11 protein-coding genes are annotated in these 12,779 nt (G+C 70.5%); 6 read left to right on the top strand and 5 right to left on the bottom strand.

The window, feature by feature from the left end:
- Nucleotides 1-91: 91 nt before the first annotated feature.
- The gene (locus CPH93_RS06260) at nucleotides 92-1,582 is read right to left on the bottom strand and encodes a sensor histidine kinase (RefSeq protein WP_096212211.1); all 1,491 of its coding nucleotides are present in this window, start codon (nucleotides 1,580-1,582) and stop codon (nucleotides 92-94) included.
- Nucleotides 1,579-2,337, bottom strand: coding sequence for a response regulator transcription factor (locus CPH93_RS06265; RefSeq protein WP_096212212.1), 759 nt, complete (start codon nucleotides 2,335-2,337; stop codon nucleotides 1,579-1,581). The genes CPH93_RS06260 and CPH93_RS06265 overlap by 4 nt, the downstream gene beginning before the upstream one ends.
- 500 nt (nucleotides 2,338-2,837) lie before the next feature.
- On the opposite strand from CPH93_RS06265, the gene CPH93_RS06270 reads away from it, so the two are divergent.
- The 5 genes from CPH93_RS06270 (at nucleotide 2,838) to CPH93_RS35690 (ending at nucleotide 9,064) form a co-directional block, all read left to right on the top strand.
- A complete protein-coding gene (locus CPH93_RS06270; RefSeq protein WP_096212213.1) occupies nucleotides 2,838-4,424 on the top strand; it encodes an IucA/IucC family protein in 1,587 nt (528 codons plus the stop codon).
- A 72-nt stretch (nucleotides 4,425-4,496) separates the two neighbouring features.
- Nucleotides 4,497-6,191: an IucA/IucC family protein gene (locus CPH93_RS06275; RefSeq protein ID WP_096212214.1), complete on the top strand. Its 1,695-nt coding sequence runs from the start codon at nucleotides 4,497-4,499 to the stop codon at nucleotides 6,189-6,191.
- Nucleotides 6,188-7,384: a type III PLP-dependent enzyme gene (locus CPH93_RS06280; RefSeq protein WP_096212215.1), complete on the top strand. Its 1,197-nt coding sequence runs from the start codon at nucleotides 6,188-6,190 to the stop codon at nucleotides 7,382-7,384. Before CPH93_RS06275 ends, CPH93_RS06280 begins: the two co-directional genes overlap by 4 nt.
- A 6-nt stretch (nucleotides 7,385-7,390) precedes the next feature.
- On the top strand, nucleotides 7,391-8,827 hold the full coding sequence (locus CPH93_RS06285; RefSeq protein WP_096212216.1) for an MFS transporter: 1,437 nt from the start codon (nucleotides 7,391-7,393) through the stop codon (nucleotides 8,825-8,827).
- Between the two features lie 90 nt (nucleotides 8,828-8,917).
- Complete coding sequence (locus tag CPH93_RS35690) at nucleotides 8,918-9,064, top strand: hypothetical protein (RefSeq protein WP_159394966.1); 147 nt, start codon at nucleotides 8,918-8,920, stop codon at nucleotides 9,062-9,064.
- A gap of 13 nt (nucleotides 9,065-9,077) precedes the next feature.
- Here CPH93_RS35690 and CPH93_RS06290 read toward each other — a convergent pair whose 3' ends face one another.
- Both CPH93_RS06290 and CPH93_RS06295 read right to left on the bottom strand, forming a co-directional pair.
- A complete protein-coding gene (locus CPH93_RS06290) occupies nucleotides 9,078-10,010 on the bottom strand; it encodes a ribosome-inactivating family protein (protein WP_159394967.1) in 933 nt (310 codons plus the stop codon).
- A gap of 19 nt (nucleotides 10,011-10,029) precedes the next feature.
- Nucleotides 10,030-10,572, bottom strand: a complete 543-nt coding sequence (locus CPH93_RS06295) for a hypothetical protein (protein WP_096212218.1) — start codon at nucleotides 10,570-10,572, stop codon at nucleotides 10,030-10,032.
- 540 nt (nucleotides 10,573-11,112) lie between these two features.
- On the opposite strand from CPH93_RS06295, the gene CPH93_RS06300 reads away from it, so the two are divergent.
- Complete coding sequence (locus CPH93_RS06300; protein WP_391260532.1) at nucleotides 11,113-12,189, top strand: DUF2637 domain-containing protein; 1,077 nt, start codon at nucleotides 11,113-11,115, stop codon at nucleotides 12,187-12,189.
- Nucleotides 12,190-12,228: 39 nt separating this feature from the next.
- On the opposite strand, the gene CPH93_RS06305 is transcribed toward CPH93_RS06300, so the two are convergent.
- Nucleotides 12,229-12,702 (bottom strand): ATP-binding protein, encoded by a 474-nt coding sequence (locus CPH93_RS06305; RefSeq protein WP_231977199.1) that lies wholly within the window; start codon nucleotides 12,700-12,702, stop codon nucleotides 12,229-12,231.
- Nucleotides 12,703-12,779: the final 77 nt, after the last annotated feature.

The raw sequence follows: 12,779 nt of genomic DNA on the forward strand, positions 1-12,779 counted from the left end.
CCCTACGGGGGTAGCGGACGGCCAAGGATCAGCCGCGTCTCGCAGCGCCCGAGCGTCCGGCCACCCTCGATCGCCCTCGGGACGCGCTGCCTCACTGCTGCCGGTCGGATACCGCATAGGGGCGTTCGGTGGGGACGGGAGGCACCGCGCCCTGTCTTGCCCGCATCGCGGACCGGGGACGTCGGGGATGGGCTGTGCGGTGGGGGTCGGCGGACCTGAGGCGGACAACGGCATCAAGTCCGCCGCCGGGTGCGGCCTGCAGCGTCACCTCGCCGCCCGAGGCGCGGGCCAGTTGCTTCACGATGGGCAGGCCGAGGCCGGTGCCTTCGTGGTCGGCGTCGCTCGCTCGCCAGAAGCGGTCGAAGGCGCGTCTCCGTTGTTCCTCGGTCATGCCCGGGCCCTGGTCGGTCACGTGCAGTTCCACGGTTCCGGGCGCCCCGCTGGCCCAGGCGGTGGCCAAGGTGATCGTTGTTTCGGGCGGTGAGACCCGCAGCGCGTTGGAGAGCAGGTTGTCGATGATCTGGTCCAGTGCGCCGGGGATGGCCCGCACCCGGCCGGTCTTCGGCCCGGCGACGGCGATGTCCACGTAGTGTTCGCCGGCGAAGGCGGTCCACACGGCCGCGCGGTCGGCGACGACGGAGTCGAGGTCGGTGGCCTCGGGGGTGGTCGCCGCGTTCTCCAGCCGGGCCAGGGCGAGCAGCCCGTGCACCATGCGGCTGAGCCGCTCCACCTCATCCACCGCTTCGTCCAGGCTGGGCCGGGCGCGCGGGTCGAGGTAGGGCTCGAAGTTCTCCAGTCGCAGCCGCAGCGCGGTCAGCGGGGTCTTCAGCTGGTGGGACGCCTCCGAGGCGAACGCGTGCTGGGCCTTGAGCAGATGCTGGAGCCGGGTCGCGGTGCGGACGAAGCTGGAGGCCAGACGCCGTAGCTCGGGGGGTCCGAGGTCGGTGGCGGGCAGATCTTTCAGGGTGCCGTCGGCCAGTTGCGTCGTGGCGTGCTCCAGCGCCCGCACCGGGCGGGTGATCCAGCGGGCCAGCGCGAGAGCTATCAACGCAACGGCCGCCAGTACCCCCAGACCCACGGCTGCCAACGCCAGCCAGGCGTCATGGACCTTGGACGTCACCGTGGTGAGGGGAAAGGATGTCCGTACGACGCAGCGGACCGTTGCGCCCGAGGCGCCCGGCACGGTGGCGACGAAGGCCGCTTCGCCGAGAGCTGGATCCTGCCGGGTCCCCGAATTGGACCGGTTCCGCAGAGCGGCTGCGATGTCCGGCTGCGTGGACAGGTCCGCCCCGGCGGGCAACGCGTTGCGTGAGTCGGTGAGCAGTTTTCCGTGACTGTCCACGACGGTGACATGGCTGCGGGTGCGCCGCGCGAAGCTCGCCACCAGCTCCGGCAGGTCGGTGACGGTCCGCCGCTCGACCTTCTCCTCCAGCACCTCTGCGAGCATGACCACGGCCTGCTGCCCGTTGCCGGTGAAGCGGGACATCTGACCGCGGGCGTAGACGTAGCCGAACGGCACTTCCAGGCACAGCAGCACCAGCAGGGTGAGGCTGAGATAGCTGAGGAGGAGGCGGCGGGTCACCGGTCACCTCCTTCGATGGTCTCTTCCACCTGCGAGGCGGATGCGCCGCCGGCGGGTGGCAGGAGCCGGAAGCCTACGCCGCGGATGTTGTCGATCCAGGCGGGATCACCGAGCTTGCGACGCAGTGCGGCGACGTGGACGTCCAACGTCTTGGTGGGTCCGAAGTAGTTGGGTTCCCACACGGCGTCCAGGATCTGTTGTCGCGTGCGGACGGCGCCGGGGTCGTCGGCGAGATAGGCGAGCAGGTCGAACTCCTTGGGCGACAGGGCGATGACGGTCTGGTGCAGGCGGACTTGGCGGCCCCGCCGGTCAAGGGTCAACGGGCCGATCTGCTGCGCGCGGGCCGCCGGAACGGGGTGGCCGTCTCGGGAAGCGGGCATGGCCGCCACCGGCTCGGCTGCAGCGGGTCCGGCACGACGGAAGACGGCCCGGATCCGTGCGACCAGTTCCCGTACCCCGAACGGCTTGGACAGGTAGTCGTCGGCCCCGAGCTCCAGACCGAGGACGCGGTCGACCTCGTCGTTTCTCGCGCTGATCATGATGATGGGCACCTGGGAGCGCAGTCGGAGCGTGCGGCAGACATCGATGCCGTCCATGTCCGGCAACCCCAGGTCCAGGAGCACCATCTCCGCTTCCGCCGCGGCGAGTCCGTCGGCGCCCGTACCGGCGTGCTCCACGGTGAACCCGAAACGGCTCAAGCCCTCCATCAGCGGCCCGGCGACCCGGTCGTCGTCCTCGATCAGTAAGACATGCATGTCGACAGACTCACAAGCCGGCGGTGCCCTGCGCCGGGAAACTGTTGAATGTCGCGCGGATTACCTTCGGCGAAAGTGAACAACCGTCTTCCTTCACTGCCTTCTGCCTGTCACCGACCCTACGGGGTCTGATGCAGCACAACGTCAGCGAAATGACAGCGCCGTGCAAGCAGTCCGTTAAGAAGTGCAGCGCGGCTTTTCGTCATCCAGCAACCGCTTTCCCGGTAAGCGGTGCCCCGGCGCGGCCGCTCCGCTTGCCGAGCCGGGCACACGGGACATGCCGCCAATTGTCCGACGACGGTTCCATTTTCCGGAAACGGCGGAGCGGTCGGAATGCTGGATCGATTCTGATACCGGCCTTGCTTTTCTCTGGCGATCAGTTAACTAACGATACCGTAACGTCGTCGGCAGCTGATCGCGGACGGCGCTCGCATTCGCGCTTTCTCTTTGCCTCCGCAGCCTCTCCGCTCGTTTTTTCCTATGCCACGGGACGGTGAAACATGCCGTACAGCAGCACGATCGACGAACTGCGCCACGTGCGCCCCGATCTGGTCGAACCCTTCACGGCCGCGCTCCCCGGTGCGCGTGCCACGGTGCTCGGCCGACTGTGGGGCGCCTTGGCCCGCGAACCCCTGCCGGGTGTCGTCGACCGCCACCGCGACGCCGACACCCTCGTCATCCGCCTCACGGGCGGCGGACACCTCTCGGGCCCGGCCGCTGCCGCGGAACGATTCGCTTCGATCCCCGCCGACTTCACCGTGCAGGGCTCCGACGGTCCGGTCGAGGGGCCGGCCCAGCTCCTCGCCGCCCTCGGAGTCCGTACGGAGACCGCATCACGTCTGGCCGCCGAACTCGACAACAGCATCGCCAACCTGGCCCTGGCCCGCGCGGCGAACCACGAGCCGGACGCGGTACGGGACTCCGCCGACGCCGAACAGGCGGTGGTCGACGGCCATCCGCAGCACCCCTGCTGTCGCACCCGCACCGGACTGTCCGTCTCCGAGGTGCTCGCCTACGCGCCCGAGCACCACCCGGTCATCGAGCTGGCGCTCGTCGCCGTACCGGCCGATCGCTGGCAGGCCACCGGCGACTGGCCCCAGGAACTGCGCGACGGCGACACCGTCCTGATGCCGGTCCATCCCTGGCAGCGCGACCACGTCCTCGCCCAGCAGCCCGGCCTGCCGGTCGTGGACCGTACGATCGCCGCCCGCCCGCTGCTGTCCATGCGCACCATGTCCCCCCTCGACGCCCTGCCCGGCTGCCACATCAAGACGGCGCTGGACGTGCAGGTCACCAACTACCGGCGCACCATCTCCCCGGCCGAAGTGGCCGACGGAGCCCCCCTGTCCGAGCTGGTCACCGCCGTCGTCGACAAGGCCGGCCACGGCGAGCGCCTGCGCATCCTGCGCGAACTCGCCGGCGGCGCCATCCTCGTGAACGGCAAGCCCTCGGCAAGCCTGGCGGCGATGATCCGTGAGTCCGGCGAACGGCACCTGGAACCGGGAGAGATCGCCGTGCCGCTCACCGCCGTCCACGCCACCGGGGCCCGCATGGTGAGCGGCGACCCGGTCACGTGGCTGGCGGAGTTCGCCGGACTCGTCCTGCCGCCCGCGCTGACGCTGCTGTCCATGGGGGTGGCTCTGGAGGCCCATGGCCAGAACACGCTCGTCGCGCTGCGCGACGGACGCCCGGTGCGGGTGCTCTACCGCGACCTGGACGGCGTACGCATCCATCCGGACCGGCTCGCTCTGCACGGCTTCGCACTGCCACCGCTGGCCGGCACCCGAGCCGGGAACGACGAGTCGGCGCTGCGCACCAAGCTGTTCGGCGGCCTGCTCAGCGGTGTCTTCAGCGAACTGGTGGCCGTGTTGTCGCGCACGCACGGAGCCGACCCCGAGGAACTGTGGGCTGCGGTGGCCGCCGTCGGCCGCCGCGTCTACGCCGACCTCCCCCATGCCGCCGGGGACCGGCAGATCTTCTTCGGCGACACGCTGCCGCTGAAGGCGACCATCGCGATGCGCCTGGCACAGGACTCCGGCGTCGCCCGGTGGACTCCCGTCCCCAACCCCCTGGCCCGCCACCGCTGACGGCCCGCTCCCGACTGCCGGGCCCGGCCGGCCTCCCCGCACCTCTCCTTGCACCGACTGGAGTCTCTCCGCATGACCCTCCCCAGCACCGGCGGCGCCGTCCTCGCCACCACCGACAGTCCCGCTCAGGTCGCCGACGCCGTCACCGCCCATACCCTGCTCAACTGCCTGATCCGCGAGCTGTCCGCGCCCGAGCGACAGGTCACCGTCGACAAGGACCACCTGCGGCTGTGGCTGCCCCGCCGCGACGTCCTGCTCCGCGTCCCCCTGCGCCGCATCTCCCTGATCGGCGCCCACCGCTTCGACGGACAGATCAAGCGGTACGACGGCGCGAGCTGGTCCCCGATCGGCTGGCGAGAGCTCGCCGGATACATCCAGGACGAGCTGGAACTGCGGACCGGCGTGGCCAACGACGAGTTCCTGGACCAGGTCACCGACAGCCGGAACACCATCCGCACCGTCCTGGACCAGCGCGCCACGGTGGCCTTGCCGGAGGACCCCTACCTGGAGTCCGAGCAGTCCCTGGTCTTCGGCCACCGCTTCCACCCCTCACCCAAGTCCCGCACCGGTGACCCCGAGGACTGGCTGGACTACGGCCCGGAGACAGGCACCCGCTTCCCGCTGCGCTACCTCGCCGTCCACCGGCGTCTGGTGCGCGAGGAAGGTGACCTGAGCAGGCTCGACGCCCTTCATCCGGACGGGCGAAGGGATTACCTGACCCTGCCGGTGCACCCCTGGCAGTACCGGCTCCTCGGCGACCACCCCGCCCTGCGCCGGGCCATGGCCGCAGGCTCGATCATCGACACCGGCGTCACGGGCCCGGACTTCGCCCCCACCGCCTCCGTGCGGACCCTCTACCAGCCGGACGCCGACACGTTCCTGAAGTTCAGCCTCAACGTCCGCCTGACCAACTGCGTCCGCAAGAACGCCGCATACGAACTGTCCGGCGCCGTCGCCCTCAACCGGCTCCTCCACCCCGTCTTCGCCGCAATCGGTCAGGCGCATCCCGGAAGCTCGCTGCTCCCCGAGCCGGGTTACCGCACCCTTGCCCTCGACGACGACCTCTCCCTCCTGGAGGGCTTCGGCGTCATCGTCCGCAGCGGCCTGCGCGCACACCTGCGTCCGGGCGTGACCCCGTTGCTGGCCGCCGCGATCGCCGACGAGCACCCCACCAGTTCGGCCCAGGTGTCCCGCCTGCTGGCGCGCGGTGACGGCGATGCGCTCGCCTGGTGGGACGCCTACCTCGGCCTGCTGCTGCCGCCCGTCCTGACCGCCTACTTCGAGCACGGCATCGTCCTCGAACCCCATCTGCAGAACGTCGTCGTCGGCGTACGCGCCGACGGCACCCCCGCCCAGCTGCTCTTCCGCGACCTCGAAGGCACCAAGCTCCTCCCCGAACACCACCGCGAGTTCCTCGCCGCCCTGCCCGAGGACGTCCGCACTCCGATGACGTACGACGCCGAACGCGGCTGGAACCGGGTGGCCTACTGCCTCCTGGTCAACCACACCGCCGAAGTCCTCGCCGCCCTCGCCGACACCGACCCGGCCCTGGAGCCCGCCCTGTGGGGCCTGGTCCGCGACCACCTCGACGCCCACTCCCGCAGCGCGGGCGAGCCGCCCCGGCTGCGCGCCCTGCTCTCGGGCGTCCCGCTGCCCGCCAAGGCCAACCTGCTGCTGCGCTGGTCCCGGCAGGCCGACCGGCACGCCGGCTACGTTCCCCTGCCCAGCCCGCTGGGCGAGGGCTTCCCCCGCGAGGTGACCCGATGAGGCCGCAACTCCGCCAGCACGTCGCCGAGCTGGGCGCGGAAGACCTCCCCGTCTACGTCTACGACCTGCAGGACCTGAGCGAACACGCGGCCGCCGTCCGCACCGCCCTGCCCGAGCGCGTCGAGCTCTTCTACGCGGCCAAGGCCAACTCCGACCCCCGGCTCATGGAGGTCCTGAGCGACCACGTCGACGGCTTCGAGGTCGCCTCCGGCGGCGAACTCCACCACATCCAGCTCACGTGCCCAGGCACGCCGATCGCCTTCGGCGGCCCCGGCAAGACACCCGCCGAACTGGAACAGGCCCTCCAAAGCGAAGTGGACCGCCTGCACATCGAGAGCGAACAGGAACTCCACCTGCTCACCGGCCTGCTCGGCGAGCGCACGGTGGACGTCCTGCTCCGGGTCAACCTCCCGATCGCCCTCGGTCCGGTGGCCCTCGCCATGGGCGGTCGGCCCAGCCCCTTCGGCCTGGACCCCGGCCACCTCGACCGCTGTCTGGCCCTCCTCGCCGACGACCCGCGCATCCGGCTACGAGGCATCCACGTCCACCTCGCCAGCGGCCTCGATGCCACCGCCCACCTCGACCTCGCCGGCCAGGTCCTGACCTGGGCGAGCGAATGGGCGGACCACAAGGGCGTGGAACTGACCGAGGTCAACCTCGGCGGTGGCATGGGGGTCGACTACGCCCGCCCCGACCGGCACTTCGACTGGGCGGCCTTCGGCGCCGGTCTGCGCCGTCTGCTGGAGGGACACCCCGGCCTGACCCTGCGCATCGAACCGGGCCGCGCGGTCACCGTGTACTGCGGCTGGTACGTCACTGAGGTCCTCGACATCAAACGCAGCCACGGCCACGCCTTCGCCGTCCTGCGCGGCGGTACCCATCACCTGCGCACCCCGGCGACCAAACAGCACAACCAGCCGTTCACCATCGTCCCCGCCGACACCTGGGACCGTCCCTGGGAGCGCCCCCAGGTCCAGGACGAACACGTCACGCTGGTGGGCCAGTTGTGCACACCCAAGGACGTCCTGGCCCGCGAGGTGCACGTCGGACGGCTGCGCGTCGGCGACCGGATCGCCTTCGCCCTGGCCGGGGCGTACGCCTGGAACATCTCCCACCACGAGTTCCTGATGCACCCCGCCCCGCAGTTCCACCACCTCGGCCACGCCCCCGTCCTCGCCGGACCCCACCCGTAGAAGGTCATGAGCAAGCACCGCCGTGTCCACAGCAGCGACAGCATGCAGACCCTCCGCGCCTGCTTTGCCACCCTCGACGTGGGCGGTCGGCACCGCAGGGTCCGAAGGGGCGGAAAGCGACGGGCCCCGAGCGAAGCACTCGCCACGCTCGGAGCCAGCAACTTCCGCCGGTACCTGATCGGGCAGCTCGTCTCCAACATCGGCACCTGGATGCAACGCGCCGCCCAGGACCTGCTCGTCCTCCAGCTCACCGGCAACAGCGGCAGCGCCGTCGGCATCCTCACCGCCCTGCAGTTCCTGCCGCAGACACTCTTCGGCCTCTTCGGGGGCGTCTTCGCCGACCGCTTCGCCAAACGCCGCCTGCTGATCCTCACCCAGTCCGCCATGGGAATGCAGTCCCTGGTCCTGGGCGTCCTGACGGTGACCGGAGCAGTGAACCTGTGGGCCGTGTACGTGCTGGCCTTCCTGCTGGGCACGGCCACGGCGCTGGACAGTCCGGCCCGTAACGCCTTCGTCTCCGAACTCGTCGGCACAGAACGCCTGGCCAACGCCGTCAGCCTGAACTCCGCCCAGTTCAATGTCGCCCGCGCGGTCGGTCCGGCCGTGGCCGGCCTGGCGGTCGCCGTCGCGGGCACCGGACCCGTCTTCCTGGCCAACGCGGCGTCGTACCTCGCCGTCCTCTACGGCCTGATCGCCCTCCGCGCCGACGAGCTCCACGCCCCCAAGGAGAAGAACCGCGGAAACACCCGCTTGTCCGACGCGTTCAGAGCCATCCGCGCCAACCCCGACCTGCTGCTGCCCATCACGGTCATCGCTTTCGTCGGCACGTTCGGCTTCAACTTCCAGGTCACCATCTCCCTGATCGCCCTCACCGTCTTCCACTCGGGCTCCGCCGCCTACGGTTACCTGTCCGCCTCCTACGCCGTCGGCAGCCTCATCGGCGCGCTGAGGGGGGCCGGGAAACGAAAACCTCCCACCGCTCGCCGCCTGGTCACCGCCACGGTCGTCTTCGGAGCCCTGGAGGCTCTGTCCGGCTTCATGCCCGGCTACGCCACCTTTCTGCTGGTCCTCCTGCCCACCGGGCTCGCCTCCGTGACCGTGATGACCACGGCCAACGCCATGACACAGCTGAACGCCGACCCGGACATGCGCGGCCGCATCGTCTCCGTCTACCTCTTGGTGCTGCTCGGCGGCACCCCGGTCGGCGCCCCATTGGTCGGCCTGGTATCCGACACCCTCGGCGCCCGCTTCAGCCTCATCCTCGGCGGCGCGATCTCCGCCATGGCCGCCCTCGCCCTCTCGACCGTAATCACCACACGCTCACGCACCACCCCAGAAAGCCCCCCACTCACCACGGTCCCATCACCACCACCGATAGCCATCGACAGCCGCCTCCACCCCGAATCCGCTACACAGCCCGTCGCACGCCGGCCGGCGGCCTGAGGGCGGAGGCGGCGATGCCCCGGGCGAACGCCTGGAGCGGGACCCTTCTCCGCCCAGCCGGGCATCCCTCTCGAATCGCTCGCGTTCGGGATGCCTGCATTCCGCTTCGAGGCGGACACCGTGCGGCTCATCGTCGACGCCGAGAGCACCGGGGGCCACCGCGCCGAGGCACTGGCACGGTGTCAGCGGCGCCTCCTCCAGCACAAGGTGGAGCACAGCGGCGGCAGCCCCCGGTGACCGGGTCGGTACGTCAGCGCTTCGGCGGCGGCTTGATCAGGTAGAGCCGGCGGGCCAGGTCCAGCGCGGTCAGCGTCACGTTGGCGCCGTTCCAGCGGTACAGGTGCCCCTGCCCCCACACGGAGCGGTTGCCGCCGCTCGGGTCGGCGGCATGCGCGCCCACGACGACCCCGGACCGATCGTTCCAGTCATGGATCTCCGCCTCGTGGTCGCCCACTGTCCAGTCCTGCCCGCCCCGGATGTGCTGGGCGATCAGCCCGGGAATCAGCTGGAACCGCGCCCCTTCGGCCAGGGCCACGGCCAGCCTCTCGACACCGTCCTGCAGTCTGTGGTTGCTCGTGCCGGGGTCGTTGTCGAACAGTTGGCGTACGGCATCCCTCAAAAGACCCCGGCCGACTTGGATGGTGGGGAGGTCGCGATAGGTGACGGGGAAGGGGAAGCGCGACCTTTGGGCGCCCTCGTACACCGTGTCCGGGACCATGTCTCTCCCGCCCTCGGTGAACGTGTACACGATCTGGCGGCCGTCCCCGCGACGCACGTAGAAGCCCAGCAGATAGTTGTCGGACCGGCGGAAGAGTCCTCGGACCGTGCCGCCCTCGATGTCGTCGCGCTCGGCGAGCCGTCCGATGTTGATCGACTGGAAGGCTTCCGGGTCGGGGTTCCGGATCAGACGGCCGGACCCGGGCTGCCGGGCGGCCTCGTCCCCCAGCATCGCGCTGCGGACGTTCCCGACGGTGTGCGTGTAGAGGTTGGCGTACTCCTCGTCGCTTCCTGCCATCCTCGGCTGCGGCTGGGCCTGCGTCTGCGACCGGGACTGTGGCCGGGCCTGCGGGCCGTTCTGGGCGACTGCGCTTCCCGCACCGAGCGTGCCCGCCAGTACGGAGACCACGACCGTCGCACTGGTCAATCGCCGTCGCAGCGACCGGTGTTCGGCTCCTCGCGTCATCTCTTCTCGGCCTCCCATGTCAGGCCCAGAACTCGAACTCGGCCCGCAGGTGACCCTTGGTGACCCGGCCTCCGTCGCTCCAGTAGAGGGCCCTGTACTGCTCGCCCTTGTTCAGGTGCAAGCCGATCATGGTCGAGCCGTAGGCGCCGCAGTGGTCGTTGCCGCAGGCCCAGTCCCACGTGATGCGTTTGCCTTTGCTGTCGATGATCTCGATCCAGTCCCAGCCGTCGTACGGGTCCCGCCCCGAGGGCGTCATCCATGTCACGTTGATGCCGGTGAGGTGGGACTGGTACCACCAGCCGCGGTGTTGCGCCGGCGACACCTCGCTGATCAGGTAGTCGGCGTTGAGTATGGGGGACTCCGCCCCGAGGTCCCCGGGGCCCTGGTGCGTCGGCGGCTGCCAGTGCTCACGCGCCGAGTCGGTCGCAGGAGCCGCCTGTACAGCGGCCGTTGCCGACTTCTCCGGACCCTGCGACGCCGCGGAAGCCGTCCCCAGCGCCACCACGGACACACTCGCGAGCACCCCGGCCATGACCGCGGCCCGCCGCCGGGGCGTGTTCACCCCGGCGTATAAGGAAGAAACCTTTCTCTTGCCTCGTGTACGGAACGACATGCGTACCCCACCTTGCCGTTGATCGGTGATCGGTGATCGATGCACCGGAAACGCTAGGGAGCGGCGATCAACGTTCTTTTGACGATCGCTCAACGCGAGCCTTCACGCATGTATGCGAGGCATGACGAGGACGTCGCAGACCTCCGCCGCAACGTCCTCCCAGGTGTCCGGTGGGCCGGCGTGCCCGATGGGTCGTACGGCCGACCGGCCACACATTGGACGCACGGTCACTTTCGGCGGGGCCTCCTCACGACAGGGTACGCAGCCACGAATCGACGCTCGGGCTCGCATCCCGGCCCCCACGCCACCCGTCAGGATGATCTCGCTCGAACCTAACTCCGTTCCAGGGAACGGAAGTTCGACGACAACGAGGCTCTTCGCACCCCTTGGCGGCGTCTTATTCCGAATGCCTCAGTTACGGCAGCGGCTTCCGCCAGGATGACGCGCGAAACGCGGACCGCAACGCAAAGGGACCCCGGAATGAGAATGATGACCGACATATCGCTGGATTGGCTGGTTCCCGGAGCCCTGGTGCTCGTCGGGGTGCCGGTGGCAGTGGCGCTGGTGGTGCGTGGTCGGCGGGCGGCTGCGCGGTCCGACGGTGGCGACTCGTGGGAGCGCAGCGAGGAGCGTCGGCGCCGCAAGGAGACCGTCTTCGCCTCGGCCTCCTATCTGCTGCTGTTCTGCTGTGCGGCGGTCGCTGCCGCGCTGTCCTTCCACGGTCTGGTCGGCTTCGGCGTACAGAACCTCAACCTCTCCGGGGGCTGGGAGTATCTGGTGCCGTTCGGGCTCGACGGTGCGGCGATGTTCTGTTCCGTGCTCGCCGTGCGGGAGGCCAGCCACGGTGATGCGGCGCTCGGTTCCCGGATGCTGGTGTGGACCTTCGCGGGTGCCGCTGCCTGGTTCAACTGGGTGCATGCGCCGCGCGGGCTGGACCACGCCGGGGCGCCGCAGTTCTTCGCCGGGATGTCGCTGTCGGCCGCGGTCCTCTTCGACCGGGCGCTGAAGCAGACCCGCCGGGCGGCGCTGCGCGAGCAGGGGCTGGTACCGCGTCCGCTGCCGCAGATCCGGATCGTGCGCTGGCTGCGCGCGCCCCGGGAGACCTTCGCCGCCTGGTCGCTGATGCTGCTGGAGGGCGTACGGACGCTGGACGAGGCCGTCGAGGAGGTGCGTGAGGACCGGCGGCAGAGCGAGCAGGACCGGCTGCGCAGGCGCGAGCAGGGCAAGCTCGACCGGGCCAGGATCAAGGCCATCAACCGGCAGCACCGCAGCTGGGGCCGCGGCGGCCGGCAGCTGGCGGTGACGCAGGCGGCGTCGGCCCCCGCGGAGGTGGCCGGCCCGGACCCGGCCATAGCCGGCGCGCCGCAGCCGCCGCTCGCCGGGGAGCCGCCGGCGCACTCCCGTCCGGCCCTGAAGGCCGTGTCCGGTGCTGAGGCCGGGGGCGCCGAGGACGCTGCCGGTCCCCGGCGGACCGTCGATCTCACCGCCGAGGACGACACCCAGACGATTCCGCGTCTGGACTCCCTGGAGGAGAAACTCGCCGAGATCGAACGGCAATTCGGCTGACCGGTGGCGGACCGCGCCGGCCGGCGCCCACTACCCGGGTCAGGCCGGTCCGCCGCCCAGCTCGAACCACACGCTCTTGCCGAGGCTCTCGGTGCGGATCCCCCACGCATCGGCTAAGGAACGCACCAGCATCAGCCCGCGGCCGGAGGTCCCGTCGGTGGTCGGTGCGCGCGGCTCGGGGCGCCCGGGGACGAAGTCCCGGACCTCCACCCGCAGCCGGTCGCCGACCCGGGCCGTGACGACGGCGCCGCCCTCGGCATGCACCAGGGCGTTGGTGACCAGCTCGCTGGTGAGCAGCGTGGCGACCTCCATGAGCTCGCCGCCCCCCGGCACCGTCCAGCGACTCAGCAGCTGGCGCAGCTCGCGGCGCACCTCGCCGACCGCTTTCAGGTCCGCATGGCGCACCTTCCGCTCCAGTACGCCCGGCGCCCGCGCGGCGCTCGCGCCGCTGCGACTCCCCTCGACGCCGCGCTCTCCTCTGTCCCGTTCCTCGCGCCGCACAGGCTGACGCATGCTCTCCCCCGCCCCCAACGAACTTCGGCGCTCTGCCTCGAACAGCCTCACGGTCAGCATGCCCATCGGATCAGCCG

It is taken from the genome of Streptomyces sp. 2323.1 (assembly GCF_900221035.1).
Taxonomy (GTDB): domain Bacteria; phylum Actinomycetota; class Actinomycetes; order Streptomycetales; family Streptomycetaceae; genus Streptomyces; species Streptomyces sioyaensis.